This is a genomic window from Pseudoalteromonas sp. GB56, assembly GCF_054923835.1.
In genome coordinates this window covers 150,588-174,603 of sequence record NZ_JBPCHK010000003.1, presented here as the reverse complement: position 1 = coordinate 174,603, position 24,016 = coordinate 150,588, and the positions used below count along the sequence as shown (strand labels likewise).

23 protein-coding genes and 1 pseudogene are annotated in these 24,016 nt (G+C 45.1%); 11 read left to right on the top strand and 13 right to left on the bottom strand.

The genetic code is table 11. The features are described from left to right. Window positions 1-56: 56 nt before the first annotated feature. From cyoE to ACH19P_RS16160, 6 genes and pseudogenes are all read right to left on the bottom strand, one after another. Window positions 57-945, bottom strand: a pseudogene (gene cyoE / locus ACH19P_RS16185) (heme o synthase). 17 nt (window positions 946-962) lie between these two features. After that, window positions 963-1,319, bottom strand: a complete 357-nt coding sequence (cyoD, locus tag ACH19P_RS16180; protein WP_462159631.1) for a cytochrome o ubiquinol oxidase subunit IV — start codon at window positions 1,317-1,319, stop codon at window positions 963-965. Continuing rightward, window positions 1,319-1,942, bottom strand: a complete 624-nt coding sequence (gene cyoC, locus ACH19P_RS16175; protein WP_462159630.1) for a cytochrome o ubiquinol oxidase subunit III — start codon at window positions 1,940-1,942, stop codon at window positions 1,319-1,321. The genes cyoD and cyoC overlap by 1 nt, the downstream gene beginning before the upstream one ends. Then, on the bottom strand, window positions 1,939-3,927 hold the full coding sequence (cyoB, locus tag ACH19P_RS16170) for a cytochrome o ubiquinol oxidase subunit I (protein ID WP_462159629.1): 1,989 nt from the start codon (window positions 3,925-3,927) through the stop codon (window positions 1,939-1,941). The genes cyoC and cyoB overlap by 4 nt, the downstream gene beginning before the upstream one ends. Window positions 3,928-3,929: 2 nt before the next feature. Next, on the bottom strand, window positions 3,930-4,835 hold the full coding sequence (gene cyoA / locus ACH19P_RS16165) for a ubiquinol oxidase subunit II (RefSeq protein ID WP_462159628.1): 906 nt from the start codon (window positions 4,833-4,835) through the stop codon (window positions 3,930-3,932). Between the two features lie 345 nt (window positions 4,836-5,180). Further along, window positions 5,181-5,591, bottom strand: a complete 411-nt coding sequence (locus ACH19P_RS16160) for a hypothetical protein (protein WP_462159627.1) — start codon at window positions 5,589-5,591, stop codon at window positions 5,181-5,183. A 298-nt stretch (window positions 5,592-5,889) separates the two neighbouring features. On the opposite strand from ACH19P_RS16160, the gene ACH19P_RS16155 reads away from it, so the two are divergent. The 5 genes from ACH19P_RS16155 to ACH19P_RS16135 all read left to right on the top strand — a co-directional run bounded on the left by ACH19P_RS16155 (window position 5,890) and on the right by ACH19P_RS16135 (window position 13,798). After that, a complete protein-coding gene (locus ACH19P_RS16155; protein ID WP_462159626.1) occupies window positions 5,890-8,646 on the top strand; it encodes a cadherin-like domain-containing protein in 2,757 nt (918 codons plus the stop codon). A 22-nt stretch (window positions 8,647-8,668) separates the two neighbouring features. After that, window positions 8,669-11,368 carry a TonB-dependent receptor plug domain-containing protein gene (locus tag ACH19P_RS16150; protein WP_462159625.1) on the top strand — a complete coding sequence of 900 codons (2,700 nt, stop codon included), beginning with the start codon at window positions 8,669-8,671 and terminating at the stop codon, window positions 11,366-11,368. Next, the gene (locus tag ACH19P_RS16145; RefSeq protein WP_462159624.1) at window positions 11,361-12,452 is read left to right on the top strand and encodes a cytochrome-c peroxidase; all 1,092 of its coding nucleotides are present in this window, start codon (window positions 11,361-11,363) and stop codon (window positions 12,450-12,452) included. The genes ACH19P_RS16150 and ACH19P_RS16145 overlap by 8 nt, the downstream gene beginning before the upstream one ends. An 81-nt stretch (window positions 12,453-12,533) precedes the next feature. Then, entirely contained in the window at window positions 12,534-13,274 is a 741-nt protein-coding gene (locus ACH19P_RS16140) for a ferredoxin--NADP reductase (protein WP_462159623.1), read from the top strand. A 14-nt stretch (window positions 13,275-13,288) separates the two neighbouring features. Continuing rightward, complete coding sequence (locus tag ACH19P_RS16135) at window positions 13,289-13,798, top strand: nuclear transport factor 2 family protein (protein WP_462159622.1); 510 nt, start codon at window positions 13,289-13,291, stop codon at window positions 13,796-13,798. 46 nt (window positions 13,799-13,844) lie between these two features. Here the strand turns inward: ACH19P_RS16135 and ACH19P_RS16130 are convergent, their stop codons facing one another. Next, entirely contained in the window at window positions 13,845-14,771 is a 927-nt protein-coding gene (locus tag ACH19P_RS16130) for a tetratricopeptide repeat protein (protein ID WP_462159621.1), read from the bottom strand. Window positions 14,772-15,026: 255 nt separating this feature from the next. Here ACH19P_RS16130 and ACH19P_RS16125 point away from each other — a divergent pair, with 255 nt between their 5' ends. The 3 genes from ACH19P_RS16125 (at window position 15,027) to ACH19P_RS16115 (ending at window position 17,341) form a co-directional block, all read left to right on the top strand. Next, window positions 15,027-15,716: a substrate-binding periplasmic protein gene (locus tag ACH19P_RS16125; RefSeq protein ID WP_462159620.1), complete on the top strand. Its 690-nt coding sequence runs from the start codon at window positions 15,027-15,029 to the stop codon at window positions 15,714-15,716. Between the two features lie 182 nt (window positions 15,717-15,898). Next, complete coding sequence (locus ACH19P_RS16120) at window positions 15,899-16,603, top strand: spondin domain-containing protein (protein ID WP_462159619.1); 705 nt, start codon at window positions 15,899-15,901, stop codon at window positions 16,601-16,603. 12 nt (window positions 16,604-16,615) lie between these two features. Then, a complete protein-coding gene (locus ACH19P_RS16115) occupies window positions 16,616-17,341 on the top strand; it encodes a spondin domain-containing protein (protein WP_462159618.1) in 726 nt (241 codons plus the stop codon). An 88-nt stretch (window positions 17,342-17,429) separates the two neighbouring features. Here ACH19P_RS16115 and ACH19P_RS16110 read toward each other — a convergent pair whose 3' ends face one another. Further along, complete coding sequence (locus ACH19P_RS16110) at window positions 17,430-17,819, bottom strand: ExbD/TolR family protein (protein ID WP_462159617.1); 390 nt, start codon at window positions 17,817-17,819, stop codon at window positions 17,430-17,432. Between the two features lie 202 nt (window positions 17,820-18,021). Here ACH19P_RS16110 and ACH19P_RS16105 point away from each other — a divergent pair, with 202 nt between their 5' ends. Further along, a complete protein-coding gene (locus ACH19P_RS16105) occupies window positions 18,022-18,312 on the top strand; it encodes a hypothetical protein (protein WP_462159616.1) in 291 nt (96 codons plus the stop codon). 103 nt (window positions 18,313-18,415) lie between these two features. After that, window positions 18,416-19,108 (top strand): tellurite resistance TerB family protein, encoded by a 693-nt coding sequence (locus ACH19P_RS16100; RefSeq protein ID WP_462159615.1) that lies wholly within the window; start codon window positions 18,416-18,418, stop codon window positions 19,106-19,108. Between the two features lie 55 nt (window positions 19,109-19,163). Here ACH19P_RS16100 and ACH19P_RS16095 read toward each other — a convergent pair whose 3' ends face one another. From ACH19P_RS16095 to ACH19P_RS16075, 5 genes are all read right to left on the bottom strand, one after another. Continuing rightward, on the bottom strand, window positions 19,164-19,628 hold the full coding sequence (locus ACH19P_RS16095) for a hypothetical protein (RefSeq protein WP_462160188.1): 465 nt from the start codon (window positions 19,626-19,628) through the stop codon (window positions 19,164-19,166). A gap of 34 nt (window positions 19,629-19,662) precedes the next feature. Continuing rightward, the gene (locus tag ACH19P_RS16090) at window positions 19,663-20,154 is read right to left on the bottom strand and encodes a hypothetical protein (RefSeq protein ID WP_462159614.1); all 492 of its coding nucleotides are present in this window, start codon (window positions 20,152-20,154) and stop codon (window positions 19,663-19,665) included. Between the two features lie 2 nt (window positions 20,155-20,156). Next, window positions 20,157-20,936, bottom strand: coding sequence for a hypothetical protein (locus ACH19P_RS16085; RefSeq protein ID WP_462159613.1), 780 nt, complete (start codon window positions 20,934-20,936; stop codon window positions 20,157-20,159). A 206-nt stretch (window positions 20,937-21,142) separates the two neighbouring features. After that, on the bottom strand, window positions 21,143-21,844 hold the full coding sequence (gene deoD / locus ACH19P_RS16080; protein WP_347389637.1) for a purine-nucleoside phosphorylase: 702 nt from the start codon (window positions 21,842-21,844) through the stop codon (window positions 21,143-21,145). Between the two features lie 14 nt (window positions 21,845-21,858). Beyond that, window positions 21,859-23,079, bottom strand: coding sequence for a phosphopentomutase (locus ACH19P_RS16075; RefSeq protein ID WP_462159612.1), 1,221 nt, complete (start codon window positions 23,077-23,079; stop codon window positions 21,859-21,861). Between the two features lie 301 nt (window positions 23,080-23,380). On the opposite strand from ACH19P_RS16075, the gene udk reads away from it, so the two are divergent. Then, the gene (gene udk, locus ACH19P_RS16070; RefSeq protein WP_462159611.1) at window positions 23,381-24,010 is read left to right on the top strand and encodes a uridine kinase; all 630 of its coding nucleotides are present in this window, start codon (window positions 23,381-23,383) and stop codon (window positions 24,008-24,010) included. Window positions 24,011-24,016 lie beyond the last annotated feature (6 nt).

Here is a 24,016-nt window from a genome sequence, read left to right as displayed (position 1 = left end):
AGGACCTTTGATTTTCATTTACTATTGGGAATATGCCGCTATGGCGCACAGACCTTTTATGAGGTCAGTGCTAGTAACTGTGGACTCGCAGCATGATAATCCACAGCCATGGAAATACTCAGCACCGTGATATTTAAGATAGAAAATGCAAACACCTGTTTAGCCCACCCGGTCATATCTATGTTTCTGCGATACCCTTTAAGCGCCATTAACAACCACCAAAAACTGGTAGTACAGGCTACTGCCATAAAGGCTAGCCCTGTGTATCCGGCTAGAGGTAACAGCATCACAACGAGTGCGTACAAGGCGATATAAAAAACGATTCTGTTGTTTCGCTTTCTCCACACCTTGGGCAACAGGTAACACGGGGATATTTGCCACTTGGTAATCTTGGTAGCGGAATATCGCAATGGCGTATGAGTGTGGCATTTGCCATACACAGAACATAAGTAGCAGTACCCCGGCACCACTATCAAATTGTCCCGTAACTGCACAATACCCGACCACAGGTGGCACGGCCCCTGACAAGCTGCCCACCAACGTGCCATACACCGAATTGCGTTTCATGTGTAAGCTATACACGCCCACATAGATTACAAAACCAAAGACCGCAAAGCTTAACGCCAAGGTATTGGTGAACCAGTACAATGCGCCAAAACCCAGCACAGCCAAGACCAAGGCGTGAAGCAATGCTGCCATTACCGACATTTCACCAGTTACTGTTACTCGGCCTTGGGTGCGCGCCATTTTGGCATCGATATCACGGTCGATAACGTTATTAATGGCACATCCAGAGGCCACGACTAGAGACAATCCAACCAAGGTTGCCAACATCAACACACCATCTACATCACCGCGGGAAGCGAGCAAGAAACCTCCCGCAACTGAAATGAGATTACCCATGATGATGCCGGGTTTAGTCACAGTTAAGTAACGACGAAACATAAGTACGACCCCTTACGCTAGTACATCATCATGGCGTTGGACTCATAGATGATCCACACCGACAGCCCAACCACCATAACAATGATTAACGCACTAAAAATAAATGAAATACTGTTAGCTTTACCTTCTTCGGTGATGAAATTAAGGTGCAAAAAATACTTCAAATGCACCCAAATTTGCAGCAAAGCGAATATCACCACTGTGGTAAGGGCGGTGCCTTTTGATAGCGCCCCGCTCATCACCGCCCAAAATGGGATAGCAGTGAGCACCACAGACAGCACAAAGCCGATAACATAGTCTTTAATTTGACTACCACTGTGTTGGTGGCTGATTTCTTCAATTTGGTCAATATGTTGAATCTCGCTATGGCTCATTACATGGCTCCCATCAAATACACAACGGTAAATACACAAATCCAGACGATATCTAGGAAGTGCCAAAACAGGCTTAAACAACTTAAACGCGTTACCGTTTGCTTGCCCAAACCACGGCGCAACACCTCAATCATCATGACTGTCATCCAAATTAATCCCGCGCTCACATGCAATCCGTGCAACCCTACAAGCGAAAAGAACGACGTCAAAAATGCACTGTGCTGTGGACCATTACCATGTTCAATCAGGTGATGAAATTCGTATACTTCCATCCCAATAAACACGGCACCCAGTGCAAACGTCGTTACAAGCCACCCCAGAGTGAGTGCCTTTTTCTGGGCATTCGCCGCAATCATAGCGAAACCAAAAGTAATACTACTGAGAAGTAGTGCAGCAGTTTCGACTGCCACAAAGTCAAGTTCAAAGATGTCTTTACCCGACACGCCGCCTGCGGTGTTCATGTAAAGCACCGCATAGGTTGCGAAGAATGACGCAAACAAGAGGCAATCGGTCATCAAGTACAACCAAAAACCAAATACCGTATTGCCGCCCGTGTCATGGTGTTCATGATGATCTTGCACACCCGCTAAGGCGCTGATAGATGCTGAAGATGTGGCGCTCATGAACGACCTCCCGCAGTAGCTTGTTGAATATGTGCAGCTTCAATTACCTCAATCTCATCAACTTGCACGTAGTAATCGACATCAGAGGTATAACAACGCTTGATAAACATCGCAATCGCCCCTGCTAGGCCTATAATTGCGAGCCACCAAATATGCCAAATCATGGCAAAACAAAATAGCGTGATACCCGCACTCATTAGCACGCCCGCTGACGTGTTTTTAGGCATATGGATTGGCGCGTATTTTTGCCCTGTTTGGTAGGCGAGCCCCTGCTCTTTAACCTCTGTCCACGCATCGATGTCAGAAACAACGGGGGTTTTGGCAAAGTTATAGTATTGCGGTGGTGACGCAGTAGACCATTCAAGCGTATGACCATTCCATGGATCGCCACTGGTGTCTTTGAGCTGCTCGCGGTTTTTGTAGCTTACATATAGCTGAATTACTTGGAACAAAATACCGAACATGATGATTACAGCCCCTATAAAGGCGATGTATAACCAGATGTTCCATTCAGGTGTATTAGTGTGATTCAAACGACGTGTCATACCCAGAAAACCGAGCATATACAAAGGCATAAAGGCCACGAAGAAACCAACAAGCCAGCACCAGAATGACGCTTTGCCCCAACGCTCATCGAGCTTGTAGCCCATCGCTTTGGGGAACCAATAAGCAAACCCAGCAAGATAACCAAATACTGCACCACCAATAATGGTGTTGTGGAAATGGGCAATTAAGAACAAGCTGTTGTGTAATACGTAATCCGCACCTGGAATTGCCAGCAACACGCCTGTCATGCCTCCCACAGTGAAGGTCAGCATAAAACCAATGGTCCATAAAACTGGAACAGTAATACGTAAACGACCGCGGTACATGGTAAACAACCAGTTGAACAGTTTGACACCGGTTGGCACCGCAATGACCATAGTCATCACCCCAAAGAACGCATTTACATTGGCACTTGAGCCCATGGTAAAGAAATGATGAAGCCATACAATAAAGCCCAATATTGAGATAGCTCCGCTTGCATAGACCATAGACTTATAACCAAACAAGCGCTTACCTGTGAAGGTTGAAATCACCTCAGAGAAGACCCCAAATGCTGGCAAAATAAGGATGTATACTTCAGGGTGACCCCATGCCCAAAAAAGGTTGATGTACATCATGGCATTACCACCTAGTTCATTAGTGAAAAAGTGGAAATCCAGATAACGGTCTAGGGTTAGCATGGCTAACACAGCCGTCAGAATTGGGAATGACGCAGCAATAAGAATGTTCGCCCAAGTACACGTCCAAGTGAAAATTGGCATTTTCATCAGTGACATACCAGGTGCACGCATTTTAAACACGGTTACTAAGAAGTTCACTGCGGTCAATAAGGTGCCCAAGCCAGATATTTGCAACGCCCAAATGTAATAATCGACGCCAACACCTGGACTGAAAGACAACTCAGACAACGGTGGATAAGCCACCCAACCTGTTTTTGCAAACTCCCCCAAACCCAGAGAGAGGTTAATTAGCACCGCGCCACCAGCAGTTAGCCAGAAACTTAAGTTATTTAAAAATGGGAAGGCAACGTCTCGCGCACCTATTTGCAAAGGCACGACGATATTCATCAAGCCAATCATAAAAGGCATGGCCATAAAGATGATCATAATCACACCGTGTGCGGTGAAAATTTGATCATAATGTTCTGGTGGTAAATACCCTGCCGCTCCGCTGGTGGCCATAGCCAACTGCGTACGCATCATGATAGCGTCAGCAAAACCACGAAAGAGCATGATAAGCGCCAAGGTAATGTACATTACACCGAGGCGTTTGTGGTCGATTGAGGTGATCCACTCATACCAAAGTACACCCCATTTTTTATACTTGGTAATTGCTGCAGCCAGCAATAAACCTAATACAGCGACCACTGCCAATGTCACCATAATAATCGGTTCATGGTATGGCACGGCCTCTAAAGAAAGCTTTCCAAATAGACTCATAATCACTCCTCAACACCTTTGTGTTGATGTGCCGAATGCTCAGGTTTGGCGTAATAGTTCATCTCGCCATGACCTTGCATATACTTCATAACAATACTGTGGAATAACCCTTGCTCTACACTGGCGTAGTAGCTCACAGGGTCGTATTCGCTAGGCTTGGCCAATTGCGCATAACTCGCTTGAGTCAATGTGTGCCCTTGCGCTTTAACCTTGCTGACCCAGGCATCAAACTCAGCCTCTGTGGGAGTAGCGATGGCATCAAACTGCATACCGGTAAAACCCGCGCCACTGTAGTTTGCTGAGAAACCTTTGAACGTGCCTGGTTCATTTGCAATCAGATGAAGCTGTGTTTCCATCCCCGCCATGGAATAGATTTGACTTCCTAATTGAGGAATGAAGAATGAGTTCATGGTGCTTTCAGAAGTAATTTTATATTCCACAGGCACATTCGCAGGAAACACCAACTCATTCACGGTGGCAATGCCTTGCTCTGGGTAGATAAACAACCATTTCCAGTTTAACGACACCACTTGCACGGTAAGGTGCTCACCTTGACCTTGCAGCGGTTTATATGGGTCTAAATCCTGCGTCGAACGCCATGTGATCACCCCAAGCACAATGATAATCACGATAGGGATTGTCCACACAGCTGCTTCAATCTTGGTGGAATGAGCCCATTTTGGTGCATAGATTTCCTGTTCACGGCCATCACGGTACTTCCACGCAAAGTAGAGGGTCATGACTATCACAGGGATCACCACCAGTAACATCAGAAGAGTGGCAATAATGATGAGGTTTTTCTCATCGATGCCAATTTGCCCTTTTGGATCCAACACCCCGCCGCTACAGCCGCTGAGCGCCAGCACTAAAAGAGCCAGAGCTATTGAAAAGAGTTTTCGAATTAACAAAACACTACCCTACAACCTAAAGGTTAAACCTCGCCACGTCGCCAATTTATTAAGCCTAGGCGCATGACGTAAGAAGATGTAAACGCTGAAAAAGTGCATTTACTAGGCGTATATTCACGGTAGTTTGGTAATCCGATCTGAGCTCACAGCGTGTGTTCAAGCGCACTTAGCTGGCGCGTGAAAAACAAAGAGTGACTTAGCGAATGATGCCCTACGCACCGCGAATAATACTGCGGTGGGTTGATTGTGTTCAGTGACAGATATTAAGCAGACGCACTGATGCCATTGCAAGGGAGACGCATTTTCCCAATCACCAATGAGGTATTAGCAACGACTTATATTCAATCAACCGGCAACAACGGGTGGAGCACGACAACCATGTGCATCTTGCACAGGTTGGAGGCGCGTTGGTGCGCTTAAAGAGAGGGTCTCTTTGCGCAGGATGATACCCGCACGTTTGGCAATAAAAACGTGAAACAGTAACCAGCAGAGGCCAATGAGTAATTGGCTTGCGACCACTGGGTGGACGATAAATTGCAGTAGAGAGACAAGGATTGGATCCTGTGTCAGGTTTTGACTGGCAAGGGCTTCAAGTTCGGCGGCATCGCCTAACAAGCCGCTCATAGCCAAGGTAAGATTACCCAACACCACCACACAGATGAACAACAATTGAGTAGTCAATGCACGGCTACGCACCATACCCAGTGTAACTGGTGACGGTAAAATTACGCCGTTGTGTGAGCTATATTGTTGCACTACATAAACCCAAAAGACTACTGAAAGACCGAAGTTTTGTTTGGAACTTTCACGAAATACTGAAAATTCGAACGCGAGTATAACAGAGCCATGATGTGTTTCAACCAAAGATTATTGTTCGCTGTGTTAATAACAAGTTTACTCACGCGACTAGTCATTGAATACAATTAAAAAACACCAGATTAGACACTAATAAGCGAAGTTTAAAACTCTTTTAAAAAAGGACAAATGAAAACTATTGTTATTTGATAATGAGATCCATTATCATTTAGTTAAATTTAACTACCTATTCACTGTAATGAATTTCAAAATAACAATTTTCCCAGCTCTGTGTTCACTAGCGCTTGTTGCGTGCGGTGGAGGTGAATCAAATCAGGCTCCCACATTTAGCTCAAGCTCCTTGGAGTTTTCGCTAGTCGAAGACACTGTGTTAACAGCTAAGGTGCAAGCATCAGATAGTGATCCGCTCACTTATTCACTCAGTAACGCCCCCTCAAATGGCATCATAGCACTTGAAGCAAACGGAACGTTCACCTATACACCTAATGCCAATTATTTCGGTAATGACACCGCGGAAATTAGCGCTTCTGACGGCGCTTTGTCTAGCAGTACAACACTCACATTTACGGTGCAAAATACAAATGATGCGCCACAACTACTGACATCGAGTATTAACGTCACAACCTCCGCGACAACCGGTGGAATACTTGAGTTTCTCGATGTCGACGGCGATGACATTACTTTCAATCTGATTGTCGGTCCTTCCTCTGGTGAATTAGAGCTAGATGGTCAAACGGGTGAATTTAGTTATCAAGCAAACAACCTGGAGGTTATCGACGATAGCTTTGAAATTAGCTATACGGACGGCATCATCACTGAGCCTTTGCGTGCTGTCATTAGTCTCCAACCTGCTTACGTGACAAACGAAGATAAACGCAACTATTACTACAGCTCAAACCAATCACATTTGAAGCAAGCCCAAGCACTAGCCGATACAGTTTATGACGATTTATCTCTCAATGAGGTCAACGAGAGCCTTGCTGTTGGCTATATTTTCGCTGGGTTTGAGCAACAAGCAACAGGGTCAATTAATCGAATCACCTTGCTTGATGATAAAGCCCGCGCATATCGCAGTGTTGGAAGAGCATTGGACAGTAACGGTGAACCTGAGCGCGCACTGGAATATCGTTTGGCGGCTCAAAGTGCATTCAATCAATACATTGCAGAGAAAGGGATCGACAATATTAGCTCCAGTGATCCCGCTTTTTTTATCGGCTTGGTTAATGATTACCGTGCAGCTGGCCAAGTTCAAGCTGCTGAGGACTTACTTGTTTCTTTAAAAGCGTATGCCAATCAAGTGCGTGAACAAGAGTATTCCTCTAAGTTTGGGCGTTTTCTTACTGCTTTCAACAAATCCGCTGGGGCAGCGGTTGATGCGTGGCTTGAAAACCCTAGCCAAGAGAACTTTGATACAGCACAAAGCATCATTAATGCCTACAGCGACTTAACACTGCAAACGGGTTACCAAATTCAAAAATCTGGAGAATTCGCAGGCCAACCTGTAGAGCGTCTCAAGGCTGCATATATAACATGGGCTGCTGAACTCGCCTTTCAAATTGGCGCGCAAGATTCCGCGCGTAAACTAGTCAATGAAGCCTTAGCCCTGTATGGCGTGGTCAATTTTGACGCCAGTTATGACATCGTTGCCTCTGCGTATGCTGAGGCAACCCTTGCGACCTACACCTACCCGCTGGAATCTCTATCGGGCTTGATCAGTGCGCTATACGACGGCACATCCAACCCTGCCTTTGCCTTACTCACAGACGAGCGCGATATCAGCGATGCTAAGGAGCACATGTTCGCCTTTGACATTAGCAAACGAATCCTTGCTGGCGAATCGGTGCAAAGCGCTCTCTCGCCAGCCTATCTATATTTCAGTGAAGACGAAAACTTACGTTCTTATTTGCGCACCCTCACGCAAAAAGATGCCAGCTCAGGTGTCGCACTATTGCTGTACGAAGCGGGTGAAGTGCAACTCGCACAAGAAGTGCTAGAGGTGGCACAAAACCTTTTACTGAGCCCTGAATATGTGGCACAGGAATCATTGATGAGCTACACCACGGGCTACCGCGGATGTGGACTGCTCGTAAAAACAGCACTGCGAATAGGTGCAGATGCTAAAAGTGCTGCACAGAGTTGCGCCGAACTCCAATACACCTATTTCAGATATGAAGCTGGCAACACCACCACAGTCAATACCATTGTCGGTTATGGAAATGTTATTAACGCAATGATATTCACAGAACAATTTGATGAAGTGCCTGCACTTGCGGTGTTAGCGCAGCAAGAAATTAAACGCTTGGAAGACCCAATCAGCCGTTTTGAATACACCGTGGAAATGCTTGGTTATCTCATTGATGCTCACCATGGCGACATTGCGCTAAATTGGCTCGTGTCTGCTACAGAGGATATCGATAACTCTATTGCCTCCCTTGATGCTGAAGGTATTGAAAAAATTAGCGAACTGCTGCTCATTAATGCACTGTCACAAGCAGAAGCTGAAACGGGATTTTATGCTCGTTCCTCGTTTGTAACCGCATTGTCTGAGCAAGCAGCTCACATACAAAACTACGCAGATGTTTACGCTCATGCACATAGCACAACCGTGGATTTAACTAACAAGCTGCACACGCAATTGGCAAGTATGGCCGACAAAACAGTTCAAGATAACATGGAGACCTTTGTCAGCTTATATACCCTGTTAGGCATGCACAGCTCAGCGAAGCAACTTATCCAATCAGACCTCAATGGCGACGCTGATAAACTAAGACTCACTGTAAAAATGGCGGAGCTCATTGCCAATAGAGACGACTTCGCTGGCACACACATCGCAAGCATCGACACGGATCATGACGGCCAACCTAACTTTTTCATCAACGATGCGAGTGAAGAAGAAATAGAACTCACGGGACTTATCGCTGACACGGACGCTGATAACGATGGCATCGATGATGCCAATGATGCCACACCCATTGGTGAACACACCAACAACTAATCCGCAAATCCAGAGAAGTACCATGCAGACACGTAGACTTAACACGTGTCTGCTCATTTGCTCCATAACAGCAGTTGCTAGTCATGCAAATGAGCAGACCCTATTGCCAGCCTCTCCAGAATCACCCTCGCACCAGTGCGATGCCAAAAGCTCTGAGAATCTCCCTCACTGTAAAAGCATCGAAGTCATTGAAGTGACTGGTCGTTACATCGGCATCGAAGTGCCTGAAGTTATTGGTAGGGCCTATCTTGACAGTAAATTCATTGAAGCAACCCCCAAAGGCAATGGCGACATTAATGAATTGGTTGCACTGCTACCTGGTGTGCAATTGAGTTCCGACGCCTTACTTATCGATAATTTACAGGAAATAAGTGCACCTGAGATTTCGATATCGGGCGCTCAACCGTGGCAAACGGCATTTTCTCTTGATGGCATGAATTACAATAACCGCATTGATCCCGGCGAGAGCAGCCGTATCAAAGCCAGTGCGAATGACGTATCGGGCGGCGTGCAAACAATGAACATCAATAGTGATATTGTTGATTCCATTACCGTCTACGACCATAACATTCCAGCCCAATACGGTGGGTTCTCAGGCGGCGTAGTTGACGCTCAAACAAAGAGCCCATTCTTAGACGACACATCGTTTAACTTTGGCGTGCGCGCTAATCAAAGCGATTGGGGGCGCTATCATGTCATTGCCCCAAGCGATGAAGGAACTGGTAATGAAACAATTCAGGACAATGAGCTCGCACCGCCCATTTTTGAAAAAGGCAGCTACTCGCTCAATGCGCAAACGAAGTTGAATGAACACCATGCACTTATGTTCAGCATGAACGCGTTGCGTAGCACGATTTCTGACATTTCTTTGGCTCAGGTGCAGACCCAGCGTCGAGATAATATAAATTCGCTTATAAAATACGGATATCGAGATGGCTGGGTCGACAAACTCGACCTTTCATTCCTTTACTCACCGTATAAAGACACCACATACTTAAAAAATGTGCGAAATAGTCACTATGTTATTGAAGGGGGTAACAGCGGAATCATTGCAAATTTGGTAGAGAATACCAACTTTGGGCAATGGCAAATGCAATTGAATATTAGCCACAGCGATAGCTCTCGCGAAGCACCCGAGCATTACTACATTTGGCGACAAGCAAAAGGAAAAGAGTGGGGACAATTTGCAGAACAAAGCGTAGATGATCTTCCTGTCTCCCTTGAAGGGGGTCATGGTAATATCGACAAGAATCAAACCTCCTATGCCTTAAACAACAACTTAGATTTTCATGCGTTTACTATTGGCGCTAGCGAACATGTCCTCAGTGTTGGTGCGCAAATCACCCGTCAAGAAGTAAAACGAACACGCCACCAAGACAGTTATAATTACAATGCTCCTGTACTTTGGGCAAGTGATACAGCACAGCTCAATTGCAGTGGTTACACATTGGATTGCATCGAACGAGCGCTTTATGTTGACCTAGAGACATTGGCGCAGCAGCTTGGTGGAAGTATCAACTTCAATAACCCAGACCATGTTTTGGCTTATTCCAACAACATTGCCACTACGGCACAGTACTTTTCAGGGCGTGCAGTAACCCCTCAAGAACACATCAGTGTGGCACTGCAACAAGCAGCCCTATTCGCAACAAATAAGATTGAGTGGGGCGACTGGCAATTCAATCTAGGTCTGCGTTACGAATACGATGACTTTTTAAAAAACCACAATCTTGCGCCTCGCTTTAGCGCCGGTTATCACTTGTTCAGTGATACAAACACACTACTCACCATCGGCCTAAATCGCTATTACGACGCATCAATTATAGGCTACAAGTTGAGAGAGCATCAGCGCTTCTCATACCAACAATATCGCCCTATTCGCAACGGTTATGTGCAAAATTGGTTAGATTCGAACTACACAGGTCAGTATCGCTATCGCTTCGACAATGTGCATACCCCTTATGACGATGAAGTGGCGGTGGGCTTAAAGCACGCAACTCAACACGTGGGGACCTTCTCTTTTAATTATGTGCACCGCAACAAGCGACAACAATTTTCCCGCAACAACGACGCACCGATTGCCGCGGATGGTTACCGCTATATCTACATGACTAACGAAGGGACAGGTCAATCCCAGCGATACTCCATTGCTTGGAGTGCACAATTTGGAGTACATTCTCTGTGGGCAAATGCCTCCTATTCAGACAATGAAATATCGAATGAAAGCTACACAGCAAGTGCGATTAACACCCCATTGGATGAACTTGTTTTCTACGATGATGGCAAATCAACTCAGCCTGTGTCACTCAGTGAATTAACCCGCATTCGAACAAATTTCGGTACTCCCGTCACTGCTGCATTAGGGTGGAATGTTGATTGGAGCCGTCATTTCAATACCAGCCTCAGCGCAACCTACAGTGGTAGTTATGATACTGCTGTAAAGGCTGACTATCAGCGCCCTCTCACATTGAACGTCGAGTGTGCAGACTGTGAGCTAGACAGCGTGTTTACCGACGTATACAAAAAGCGCACGATTAAAGAACGTGTCATGTTGAATCTAAGCGCTCGATGGCAAATTCCCTTGTCCCACATGCAACAACTTGAACTACGTGCAGATGTTTCCAACTTGCTCAATGCACGTTCATATTTGATTGATGAGGGTGAAAGTGGGATTGAACCAGGTCGCATGTTTTGGCTCGGAGTCACTTATTACTATGAGTAAGCTACAGCCCATTATTGTCACGTTATGTTTATTCAGCAGCTTTGCCACCTACAGCGAGACTGACGACCAATCAACTTTATTCTTGCGAAGCACCTACGCCCAGCCCCAAGCTCTGTGGCCGCCAATCACAACCGCAGATGGGAAGCCGGCGAAGAAGCTCGCGCCTCTTACACTTTTACAAGGAGCACCACAACGAAAACAAGTCTTACTAGGTAAACGCTTATTTCACGATCCACAATTATCTCGAGACAAAACGGTTAGCTGCGCCTCTTGCCACGAGCCTAGACTTAGCTTTGCCGACAAGCGAAAAGTTGCCATAGGTATCGACGCACAAGAAGGAACGCGAAATACACCGGCTATTTTTGGTCTCGATCATTGGCAGTCGTTTTTTTGGGATGGTCGTGCTGACAGTGCTCAGCAACAAGCAATCATGCCAATACAAAACCCTATTGAAATGGATTTTTCAGTGCCAAAAGCATTGCAGCGTATTAACTCAGACAGTACCTACGACAAGCTCATTCTTTCCGCTTTTGGCACACTGCAATTAAACGAATCGCAGTTTGCGCAAGCACTCGTTGCCTTTGAGCGTACTCTGCTACCACCTGATTCTACATTCAGTGCCTATATCAAACGTGTACAAAGCGATCCCAAAGATGCGCTGACATTACTCACAGACGCTCAACTTCGTGGCATGCATCTATACAGGACTAAAGCAAGATGTATGACCTGCCACGAAGGTGCATTGCTGAGTGACAATGAATTTCATGTAACCGGGCTGCACTTCTTTGGTCGCCGGTTTGAAGATTTTGGTCGCTTTGATGCAACTCATAAAATTGAACACATAGGACAATTTCGCACACCTTCGTTACTTGGTATAGAGAAAACGGGCCCTTGGATGCACAATGGACTTTTTCCCAGTTTGATTGGCGTCGTTAACTTTTACAATGCCGGAGGGGCAAGACCAAAGCCGCGAGAAGAATTTGCTGATGACCCACGATTTCCTGTTACCAGTGAGCTGCTACATAAACTCGAATTATCCCCCCAGGAACGTCAAGATCTTGTTGAGTTTCTCATGATTCTCTAGCTGTGTTTGTTATTGTTTTGATTGACATTTGCGCACTGTATTGCCAGATTTAAGGAATATATTCGTGGCATTGGAGTGCGCATGGCAAATTGGCTGGAAGCAGAAGTTACCCGAATTCATTGGTGGAGCGATAAGCTCTTTAGCTTAGTTGTGCAAGCTGACATTGCCCCATTCAAAGCAGGGCAATATACCAAGCTCGCGCTTGAAATCGACGATAAACGAGTGGCCCGTGCCTACTCTTTTGTAAACCCTCCGAGCAGTAAAGAGCTTGAGTTTTACTTAATCAAAGTCGATGACGGTGCATTATCCCAAGCGATGGCAAAGCTGCAACCTGGCGACAACATTGCAATTGCCGAGCAAGCCACTGGCTATTTTACCCTCGATGAAGTGCCCAACGCACAACAAATGTGGATGCTTAGCACTGGCACTGCAATTGGGCCATTTTTATCTATGCTCCAAGCGCAAGATGTATGGCAACAGTACCAAGATATCGTGCTGGTACACTGTGTGCGCACGCGCGAAGATCTCAGTTATCAAGCGCTGATAAAAGAAATACAGAACACACATCCGCAGTTAAGGTATGTGCCTATCGTGACGCGAGAAGCCAACAGCACCGAACTGACACAACGTGTTCCAGAGATAATAAAGAACGGAAAACTTTTTGAAAGTGTTCAGCTTGTGGCTAATCCCGAGGTGGCACAATTTATGATTTGCGGTAACCCCGATATGGTAAAAGACACCAGCCAGTGCTTAGCGGATCTGGGTTATAGCCGTAATCGTCGGCGTAGTCCGGGGCAAATCACCGTTGAACAGTATTGGTAAGTCGAGGAAGTATTATGAAGCGCCTGTGTTTATTGTTGTTGGCAGTGCTCAATAGCCAACTTGTTTTTGCCAACGATGATGAAGCTGTCCAAGGTGAAGGCTCACCTGAAATTGTCGAGAATCAACTTGATAAAAAAACCGCCAAGAAGCTTAACAAAGAGCAACACAATGCTGTGTCTATCGTCGATGCTGTTTCGCAAGCCTACAATGAACAAGACATCGACTTGTTCATTAGCTACTTCGCTGAAGACGTGGCATTTTATATGTATCCAAACCAATTGATGTTTTCAGGCAAAGAGCAGCTCATAGCTCGCTATGGCGTCATGTTTAAAAATCTGAAATGTGTGAAAAGCACACCGATTAAACGTATTGTCCATGGCAACTTTGTGATTGATCAAGAACTGTCTGAGTCGTGTTCTGCAGACCCTGATGTTATCGACAAACGTGGCGAAGTGGTTGCCAGTTATGAGGTTGTGAATGGCTTAGTGAAAAAAGTGTTATTTTTTAAATCCACTTCTAAGTAAAAATTTATGCCTAAAAAAAGCGGCTTGTGAGCCGCTTTTTTTTTACTTATCCGCTAACGATTTCATTAAAGCTATCGTTGTCATGCAAACTTGCAAACGCACTCTCGTGCATCAGCTCGTTACGTAAACTTGGTGAATACTCAAGTGCCATGCGGATATCAGCCATAGCGTCACTATGCTGGTGTTTCATCGCGTAGGCACACGCTCTTTGCCAATAGGCGTAGCCGTAATCTGAATCGATATCCAATGCTTGGTTACACAACACAACCGCTTGTTGAGTGTCTCCTAATTCAAGCAACGCATCCGCTTTGTATGCAATGGCTTCAACATCTTCTGGTTTACGAGTCAAAATTTCATCGTAAATTTCCACTTTATTGTTGTAGTCACTTTCCAAATTAGCGCGCATCCACAATGAATGAATTTCATTGGTGATGGTAATTTTCTTCTGGTTGTTGAGAATTTCTTCTGAGCGCGCACGCAGCTGACTTTCTAGCCCGGCTAAGCGTGCTTCGTACTCTTCTGTAATCGCTTTAACTCGGGTGTTAACAATGTCTTCTACTTTGTTTTTCACGTCACGCAGTGAATTCCACCCCACCAATACGAGAATCGACACGGTAGCGGTAATCAAAATGAACAAATTATTCATCGTATTCGCTGTGTAGCCAATTGCTCGGTCAGCTGTTTCTAGCTGCGCGTGCGCTATTTTTTCAGCGTATTCGGCACGTAACGCTTGCTGATCTTTGCGCACCGATTGCAGCTCGTCCAAAATATATCGTTCAATCAAGGGGCGATACATAGGTTCTTGAAGCTGTGACACAGTTTGTTGTACCTGAGATTGCTGCTCTTTTGTAAGCCCTTTGGCTTGCTGCTCTGGCAATGTAATTTCACGCTGCTCTTCTTGCGCCTGAACGTTTGATACAGATGCGAACAACAACGTAAAACCAACAAACAAATAACTTAGCCATTTCAGCATGCTTAGACCCTTAAAATATAAAATTGCGGCTTATATGATGCCAGCTTGCAAATCTCTTGCAATAAGATAGGCAAAAAAAAGCCAGCTACAAGGAATAGCTGGCTAACCTGCTTAACAACAATAAAGGTTCAAAGGAACTTTAACAGGAGTGAGATTAAAAGGTACAACTCTATGGCTGAACACATACTTAATTGATTTTGCTAAAAGTTAATTTTTAAACTAGTCTAAGATTGAGTTCTTTTTTGAGTGTAACCCGTGAAGTATTTGTTGTTGTTTTTGGCGTTAACCAGCTTTGCAAGTTGGCCGATTGATCGCGTAAAAATCGTCACCGAAGATCTCCCGCCGCTCAGCTATAAAAACAGTGACGGTGAAGTAATCGGTGCCGCAACAACAAGAGTCAAAGAGCTCATGGCTCAAGCAGAGATAGATTACGATATCGCGATATTGCCTTGGAAGCGGGCACTAAAACGAACGCTTGAGCAACCTAACACCCTCATCTATACGATTTTAAAAACACCGCAGCGCGAGCAGAACTTTGAATGGTTTTGTCCAATAGCGCCACCGTTAAAAATATTCTTGTACTCATTGCCCGATAACTCCAAAGTGGCGTTGCAGTCAATTGACGATGCAAAATCTGCGTTGGTTGGGGTGTCACGCGGCTCTGTGGCACACGGTATATTGCTGTCAAAAGGTTTCAAAGAAGACCATAACTTAATTGTGACAAACGGCATGGATGTATTGAAAAGGAACTTACAAAATGGGCGCTTAGATTACATATTAGTTATCGACACTGCCGTGGACGATATGACAAACATTACTAAAGCCCTGCCCAACAGCTTTTCAAAAAACTATATACCTTGTCTGGCACTGAATAAAAATAGTGATGAAGACATCAAACAACGCTTACGTGTTGCCTTTGCTAAACTCCCCGCCATCTCAAATTGAGCTATTAAAAACATAGAGTTATAAATTTATTTAATTTATTTGAAAGTATATTTTGACCACTCAGGTCTTTTTGTTGTGAGTGCTGAAAACGGCCGATTCACACTCAAATCATTCCAATATTCACACAGCTTATAGCGCTTTGTGAGTGCTGCAATATGCATAAAAAATGAAGAGGATTTGAGATGAAATCGTTGCCAAAATTAACAGTCGCAAGTGCAATTTTAGCCCTTGCTCACCATGCCAATGCCGCAGAGATAGAAATTCACGTGCAAAACCTGACGCAAGGCATTTATTTCACCCCTTTACTGGTCACCTCACACAGCAATGAAGTACAACTGTTCAACGTTGCTCAGCCAGCAAGCACCGAGTTACAAGCAATGGCTGAAGGCGGAGCTATTGATGGTTTGATGACCTTAGCAACAGGAGCAGGAGCAGATACTTTGGCCAACCCCGCGGGTGGCTTGTTGTCTCCAGGACAAGTAGCGCAAGGAACGCTGAGCACAAGTGATGGTAATACACAGCTTTCATTGGTGGGTATGATGCTGCCAACCAATGATGGATTTGTTGGCCTTAATAGTTGGACCTTACCCACTGAGCCTGGTACGTACCATGTTTACCTCAATGCCTATGACGCAGGGACTGAAGCAAACGATGAAATTCGTGGTGGCGGTGCTCCCGGCACACCAGGCATGCCAGTCCCACCTCCCCTTGAGCCCATGTTAGGCAACGGCGGAAGTGGTGTAACAAGCACTGTTGCAAATACCACTGTCCATATCCACCCAGGTAATATCGGTGACGACGATGCAATGGCTGGAAAAAGTGATGTGAGTAACACTGTGCATCGCTGGTTAAACCCAGTCGCTAAACTCACAGTAACAGTGCAGTAGGAGGGGACATTTATGGCTACCCTAAATAGACCCATACTACAAAATGCAGCACTAACTGGCCTCATATTGCTTGGCTTGAGCGCATGTGGTTCTGATAATGACGACATGAATGTAACCATGCCTGTCCCCCCACCGGCACCGGTGAATTACACCTATGAAGTCACAGTGACAAACCTCACCAATGCTCAACCTTTCAGCCCCATTGCAATTGCACTGCACCAAGAGGGTGACTTTTGGACGTTGGGTGAAAGTGCTTCAGGTGCACTGGAAGTGTTGGCCGAAGGTGGCGACAACTCAGCACTTCTCGCTGAGTCAACGGTGATGGCGAGCACTTCGGGCTCTGCCCCTTTAGGTGCAGGAAGCGATGAGACGTTAAGCGTAACTATCCAGGACATCAGCGATGCAAAACTCACCGTTGCCACTATGTTAGTGAATACAAATGATGCCTTTACCGGCGTGAATGCAGTAAGTCTTGCTTCGTTGAGTGTTGGCAGTTCAATGTCGCTGTATGGCAACACTTATGACGCGGGCACTGAAGTAAACAGCGAAGCTATGGGCACGATCCCTGGCCCTACTGACGGTGGTGAAGGGTTCAACGCTGACCGAGAAGACGGTGGCTTTGTGTCTATGCATCCGGGTGTTGTTAGCATGGATGACGGGCTAAGTAATTCAATACTCAATGCAGAGCATAAATTTGATAATCCAGCGGTCATGGTCAAGATCACTCGTGTACAGTAGCAACACCGTTATAAAAGTGAGGAGCTAGCGATTCATGCTTAGCTCCTCAAATAAGATAGAAGTGCACCTATGTTCTGTGCTGCAACTATCAGTTTGTCAACGCCACAGGCCATGGCCCCATAGCCTTCACATCATTGAGTACCCGCACCAAGGTATTGTGCGAACTACTGTTATGAGCCATAAGCTGCACCTGTTTAAATGGCATCAATGCCGCTTCCTTCGCTATATTTACAGCCAGTTGCTCTGTAGCGATGAGCCTTCCTTGCACCCAAATTCTGTCCTGTGAATCAATCCTAATCTGCAAATTCTTTGCCTCACTTGGGCTTGCCAAACTTGCCTTTGGGCGCTCAATATTTAAGCTATATGAACGCGAAAATGTGGTCGTGACCACAAAAAATATCAATAAGATAAACACCACGTCTAGCATGGGTGTCATATCCGCACTGGCATTGCCTTCAACCTGTATTTTTCTTTTCATATCCATTCCTTTTTTGTTGTTCCTATTTAAAGCTAGAACAGCAATGAAAAGATAAAGTTATAAAAACAAAGGAATATAATTTTATTTTTATGATTCTTTTTGTAACAAAATACGAATCCTCAGCTTTAGCCCACAGATGTATTCTCAACGGCTGAATATTTGCTAGGCTTAACACAACCAACAATTGTAAATGTGACCACTAATGCCCACCACCATCAGCAATGAAACCGAGTCAAACAGAGATGAATGGATTGTCGCAACCGTGCGTTTTATCAATCTCGAAGGTGGCTTTTTTGGCCTAATCTGCACTGATAGCACGCGTCTTTTACCGCTCAATCTCGACTCCACCTACGCCCTCGATGGTGCACAGCTAAAAATTCAAGGTCACAAATGCCCTGAAACGTTAACCATCCAACAATGGGGCACGCCCTTTACAATCACTCACATTGAACTGATCGAGCCAGGCCGCGAATCAGTAAATTCCATGATTTAACAACCCGCTGAAGCTACTTTGTAGTGCTTTGTAACAAAGCTGTCGTTTTCACCTTGGTGTAAATCGCATAAGGTAAAAGGCAACACATCTATAAGGAGCAAAGATGAAGGATTTACAAAAACTCGTTGGTAATCTCAATAAATCTGGCGCACTCAGTGGCTTTTTAGGCGGCGTTGCGGGCGGTGGGCTTACAAGTTTAGTAACGAGTAAAAAGGGCAAGAAAACAGGTAAGAAGGCGCTGAAGTACGGTGCGCTTGCTGCTGTTGGCGGCCTAGCGTGGAAAGCTTATCAACAATACTCACAAAAAAATGAATCCACTCAAGGCCAAGTAAACAGAGAGTTCACCAATACAAGTGCTCGCGACAATCACACTGGCCGAACATTTGATTATACGCCATCTCGCATGCCCGAGCAGAGCTTTGAGGAAGTGGTCGATGACAGCAACGAGTCAGGCCAATTACTTCTTATGCGCGCAATGATTGCAGCGGCGTATGCGGATGGCCACATTGATGAATCTGAGCGACAAAAGATATTTACCAGTGTTGAGCACATGGAGCTGACCGTGAATGAAAAAGCCATGTTATTTGACGAGTTACGCAAGCCTATGATGCTCACTGAACTTGTCGCTGCGGTGCCTAATGCCCAAACGGGCATTGAAGTATACGCCGCCAGTGCCAGCGCAATTGACCTCAAACAACCTATTTCAGGCCAGTATTTACAAGCGCTTGCTAATCAACTGTGCTTACCACAAGAGTTAGTGAGTAGTATTCATAAAGAGCTACAAGAGAATTCTTAAAGATCTATTGATTATGCTGGGTTTGTTTCAGTTCAAGCCCAGCTTCCAAACTACTTCATGATGATTCGGCTCGTGATTTCATTAATTTAAGTAAAGAATTATGAAAATCTCGAAAAATTAACTCACCCCAAACTCTAGAGTAGAGCCCAAAATTAGTGTTATCCCTTAGCGTAGTTTCTAGCGTTAAAACAGTATTGCCATTTGCATCAACAGTAATGATATAACCACCATTGATAGGCGAAAAATATTCACCTCCTAGTTTTACGTGTTTGTCCAGCGCGTTGTCAGGGATAGCATCGGGGTCAATATCAAACGCATACATCATTCGCTCATCGGGTTCCCAGACAGTGATAACCTCTTTAAAAGCCACACCTTTTTCCCAGGTACTAATACGCACAGCGCCTTGTTCACCTTTTTGCATGTTAGCTTCGACTGGCGCTGGGATACCGATAATTGAAGTCAATGAGCGTTCCCACTCATGGGGTTGAATTGTTTGTACTTCGCCTAGTTGTTCCCACACTTTTTCAGCAGGTGCGTTTATGACAATGCTGTTTTCAACCGTGTAAATGTTGCTTAGTTTTAGGAAATTGATTCTCAATAGGAGCGACCAAAAGGGGCAAGAAGGCAACGCTCATTAAGGCTGTCTTTTTTCGATTTACCAGATGGTAAAAATACCCTGCCGTCAGACCACCTAAACTAGAGAAAAACATAAAAGCAGGTAATGCCATTGCAATACATATACTGCCCTCTAACAGGCTCACCACAGTCGCTGCGAGGAAAGCAAAAATGGGCTGCCAAGCAAGCACAATCATTTTTCTTTTGGTCAATTCAGCGGTCACCTTGCACTCGAAATAGATACGAATAAAACCAATAACACACGGCACAAGGAACATAAACGAAGCCGTGACTAAACCGCCTATGTTGCTAAGCGCTTCGAGTTCCCACAAGAGCCTGATTGACAGGCCATAGATTACCCCTAGCGCAATGCCTAAGTATTTTGGAAAATACGTATTCATTTGTGTCGAAGTTGGACCATTATCAGACAAGCTTAAAACCTAAACTCTAGATTAAGGTTTGCAGCGGTTTCGCTATTTGTACGATCAAACCACTTGGCATGGTGATAAACCACCTCTGCAGCAACAACAAACCACGAAGTAAACTCATACTCTAACCCTAGGTTTGCGCCATATCCTTTGCCATCTCCACCAAAGTACTCAATCTGACAAATATCACTTTCTGTGCATCGTTGTGGACTAACCTCTGTGGACAATGCGCTGCGGATTTCTCCCTCAACATCGCCATCTTGATAGAATAAGCCGCCATACATCAATAAGCGTTCATTAAATCTATACCCTGAAATCAGCGCAACATCCAACGCCTGCTGTTCTAATTCCCACCATTGTGAAAAAGCGGGGTTCACTGAGAGTGAAGAACTTGGATTATAATCATCACGCTCAGAACGGATGTAACTTAAGCTTGTTGCGAGTGACACATTGCCTGCAGCTTTTTGTTCAAGAGGTGCCCCCAAAAGCTGATATTTTATGCCGATCTTGTCTTCGCCACTATTGCTGTACTTTATTTCGAAACCGTTACCTAATGTCATTGCTGCTGACAATCGAAGCGATGAGCCTTTGTCTGTTTTTTCTATTTCTGCAAGAGGAATTTGGTTGGAGCTATCACTGCCAACCGATAATTTAAAGTTGAATGCTTCGCTGTTGACTTCAGAACTATCGAAACGCGCCATGCGCGGTTTTACTTCCGGAGTAGAATAACAACCACTCAGTATCAAGCAATTAAAGAATAGTAAAAAAATTCCGGTTTTTTTCATTGCAACATCCTGTTTATATTAATTTTTCCGCTATATGCTAATCCAAACGTACCTGTAAATAAACGAATAAATTTCATTCAGCTTCTTTGAGAACACTATTTCAACGAGATGGGAATTGCTAGGAAGTGGATAAAAAAAGCCCCGCTTGTAGCGGGGACTTTTGAGGTTAACGTATTTTACGTATTACCAAGGAACTCTATTGTTTGTTAGATTGACTCGAGGGCAATCTTCACCATTTCATTAAAGGTGCTTTGACGCTCTTCAGCCGGTGTAGCTTCACCTGTAATTACGTGATCGCTCACCGTAAATAATGCCATTGCATTTGCGCCGTATTCTGCGGCAACACCGTATAAGCCTGCGGTTTCCATATCAACCGCCATTACGCCTAATTTGTCTAATTCTTGATAGAATGTTGGGTCGGCTTGATAGAAGGTATCGGTTGTGAAAACGTTACCTACTTTGGCATCAATACCTAATTCACGCGCGGCACGAACACCATTTTCTAGCAAACCAAAATTGGCCAACGCGGCGAAATCGTAACCACGAACACGTGCACGGTTCACATTCGAATCAGTACTCGCGCCTTGTGCGAAAATCACATCACGAATTTTAGTGTCTTGGGCAATACCGCCGCAGGTACCAATACGAATGATATTTTTCACACCAAAACTACAAATAAGTTCACGCGCGTAAATTGACATCGATGGAATGCCCATACCAGAACCCATGATGCTTACAGGTTTACCTTTGTAAGTACCGGTAAAGCCATACATGTTACGCACACCCGTCACCTGCTTGGCATCATCCAAAAAGTGTTCGGCGATGTACTGGGCGCGAAGTGGGTCGCCTGGCATTAAAACTGTTTCGGCAAAATCACCCATTTGTGCGCTAATGTGCGGCGTACTCATATGCAGTCCTCTTTTTATGCTGTTGCAGGCACGAGTGCCGACGCAAAGCCTTTACCATATTCTAGTGTTGTTAAATCAAACCATTGCGCCAACGTTTGGCCAATGTCTGCAAAACTATCTCGCTCACCTAAAGGAACGCTTTGCATCCCTTTTCGGTAGGCGATAACTGGCACATACTCGCGGGTATGATCTGTGCCTTTTGCCGTCGGATCACAACCATGATCCGCCGTGATGATAAGTAAATCGTCATCTTTTAGTTGCGTGATAATACGCGGCAGAAAATCATCAAATACTTTCAATGCTTCTGCGTAACCAATAGCGTTGCGTCGATGACCGTATAGCTCATCAAAATCAACTAAATTCGTGAAGATTAACGAGCGCTCGGGCGCAGCACTCATTACTTCTTGCGTTTTGACTAGTAAATTCTCTAGTCCGGGAGCTTTGTACTTTTGGGTGATACCTTGATGCGCGTAAATATCAGCAATCTTACCAATGCTGATGACTTCACCACCCGCTTCGGCTAATTTGTCCAAAACGGTAGGAGATGGTGGTAACACTGAGTAATCACGACGATTACTTGTGCGTTTAAAATCATCTACACTCTTGCCCTCAAATGGACGCGCTATCACTCGGCCTATGTTGTAATCGTCAAGCAGTGAGCGTGCAACTTCACACACTTCGTACAACTTATCTAAGCCAAAGCTTTGCTCGTGTGCGGCAATTTGGAAAACGCTGTCTGCCGAGGTATAGCAAATCGGCTTACCTGTTTTCACGTGCTCCTCACCAAGCTGAGCTATGATGGTCGTTCCTGACGCATGGCAATTGCCCAGAATACCCGGGATACCTGTGCGCGCTATCAACTCATCTATAAACTCTTGCGGGAAACACGGCACAGACTGAGGGAAATAGCCCCAATCAAACAGTACTGGCACACCCGCCATTTCCCAGTGTCCTGACGGCGTATCCTTGCCGCTAGACAGTTCTTTTGCAAAGCCCCAAGCACCGTGTGGTGATTGACGTTGTGCAACATTGATTGTTCGAGAAGACGCCGCCTCACAGGCATCAATCAAACCGAGGCGCGATAAATTGGCTAACGCCAATGGCTCACCTTTTTCTTGTTCGTAGGTATCAAGAATATGTGCCAAGGTGTTGGCACCTAAATCGCCAAATTTCTCAGCGTCAGGGGCAGCCCCTATGCCAAGACTGTCGGCCATCAAGATAATCGCTCGTGCCATAATTGCCTCGCTCAATGCTTTATTAACCTTACTTTAACCACTTGCCGTGCACGTAAACAGGACAAAAGTCCTACAGCAAGTATAGGTAACTTAAGGTTCGATGCGCTTATGCATTGATGTTTTTTCAAGCGGACATAAGTCCTTAATAGAAACACCCCAAAACCGATACATTTGTCGGAATAACGTGAGGATTTGCGTCACTTCGGCGCTCGATAGCGCTAAAGGATGGCATCAATTGAGATTATTTGTAGCTAATTTGCTAAAGTAATCCTTTGTCTTATATCAGTCTGGGTGCTTGTCAGTGACACAAACCATAATCGCGATTGCTGGTGCGTCTGCATCGGGCAAATCTTTGTTTAGCCAAACGATTTACAAAGAATTGGTGAACGAGTTAGAACCAGGCGCCATCGCCATTATTGAAGAAGATGCCTATTACAGGGATCAATCTCATTTACCTATGGCGCATCGCGTTACAACAAATTATGACCATCCTGATGCCTTTGAGCATGAGTTAATGGTCGAGCACCTGCGCCAACTACGTGCAGGTGAGGCAGTCGATGTGCCAGTTTATGACTACAGTGAACACACACGTAGTGATGAAACTCGCAGAGTGTTGCCTGCCAAAATTCTTATTGTTGAGGGTATCTTATTACTGAGTGACCCAGCACTAAGGGAAGAATTTAATATTAAGGTGTTTATTGATACGCCACTCGATATTTGCTTGATGCGCCGCATGCAGCGTGATATTGAAGAACGTGACCGCAGTTTACAATCTGTGGTTGATCAGTATAAACGCACGGTACGCCCGATGTTCTATCAATTTATTGAACCATCGAAGCATACAGCGGACTTAGTCGTGACTCGAGGTGGCAAAAACCGCGTAGCGATTGACATAATAAAAAGTAAAATCAAACACCTACTACAAGAATAACGGGAA

Excerpts from the sequence above, each read along its gene's own strand:
- ACH19P_RS16115 (WP_462159618.1), top strand. The coding sequence starts at position 16,616 with ATGGCTACCCTAAATAGACCCATACTACAAAATGCAGCACTAACTGGC.
- ACH19P_RS16120 (WP_462159619.1), top strand. The coding sequence starts at position 15,899 with ATGAAATCGTTGCCAAAATTAACAGTCGCAAGTGCAATTTTAGCCCTT.
- ACH19P_RS16140 (WP_462159623.1), top strand. The coding sequence starts at position 12,534 with ATGGCAAATTGGCTGGAAGCAGAAGTTACCCGAATTCATTGGTGGAGC.
- deoD (WP_347389637.1), bottom strand. The coding sequence starts at position 21,844 with ATGAGTACGCCGCACATTAGCGCACAAATGGGTGATTTTGCCGAAACA.
- cyoD (WP_462159631.1), bottom strand. The coding sequence starts at position 1,319 with ATGAGCCATAGCGAGATTCAACATATTGACCAAATTGAAGAAATCAGC.
- cyoB (WP_462159629.1), bottom strand. The coding sequence starts at position 3,927 with ATGAGTCTATTTGGAAAGCTTTCTTTAGAGGCCGTGCCATACCATGAA.
- ACH19P_RS16100 (WP_462159615.1), top strand. The coding sequence starts at position 18,416 with ATGAAGGATTTACAAAAACTCGTTGGTAATCTCAATAAATCTGGCGCA.
- ACH19P_RS16105 (WP_462159616.1), top strand. The coding sequence starts at position 18,022 with ATGCCCACCACCATCAGCAATGAAACCGAGTCAAACAGAGATGAATGG.
- cyoC (WP_462159630.1), bottom strand. The coding sequence starts at position 1,942 with ATGAGCGCCACATCTTCAGCATCTATCAGCGCCTTAGCGGGTGTGCAA.
- ACH19P_RS16135 (WP_462159622.1), top strand. The coding sequence starts at position 13,289 with ATGAAGCGCCTGTGTTTATTGTTGTTGGCAGTGCTCAATAGCCAACTT.
- ACH19P_RS16150 (WP_462159625.1), top strand. The coding sequence starts at position 8,669 with ATGCAGACACGTAGACTTAACACGTGTCTGCTCATTTGCTCCATAACA.
- ACH19P_RS16130 (WP_462159621.1), bottom strand. The coding sequence starts at position 14,771 with ATGCTGAAATGGCTAAGTTATTTGTTTGTTGGTTTTACGTTGTTGTTC.
- ACH19P_RS16085 (WP_462159613.1), bottom strand. The coding sequence starts at position 20,936 with ATGAAAAAAACCGGAATTTTTTTACTATTCTTTAATTGCTTGATACTG.
- ACH19P_RS16145 (WP_462159624.1), top strand. The coding sequence starts at position 11,361 with ATGAGTAAGCTACAGCCCATTATTGTCACGTTATGTTTATTCAGCAGC.
- ACH19P_RS16155 (WP_462159626.1), top strand. The coding sequence starts at position 5,890 with ATGAATTTCAAAATAACAATTTTCCCAGCTCTGTGTTCACTAGCGCTT.
- ACH19P_RS16075 (WP_462159612.1), bottom strand. The coding sequence starts at position 23,079 with ATGGCACGAGCGATTATCTTGATGGCCGACAGTCTTGGCATAGGGGCT.
- ACH19P_RS16110 (WP_462159617.1), bottom strand. The coding sequence starts at position 17,819 with ATGAAAAGAAAAATACAGGTTGAAGGCAATGCCAGTGCGGATATGACA.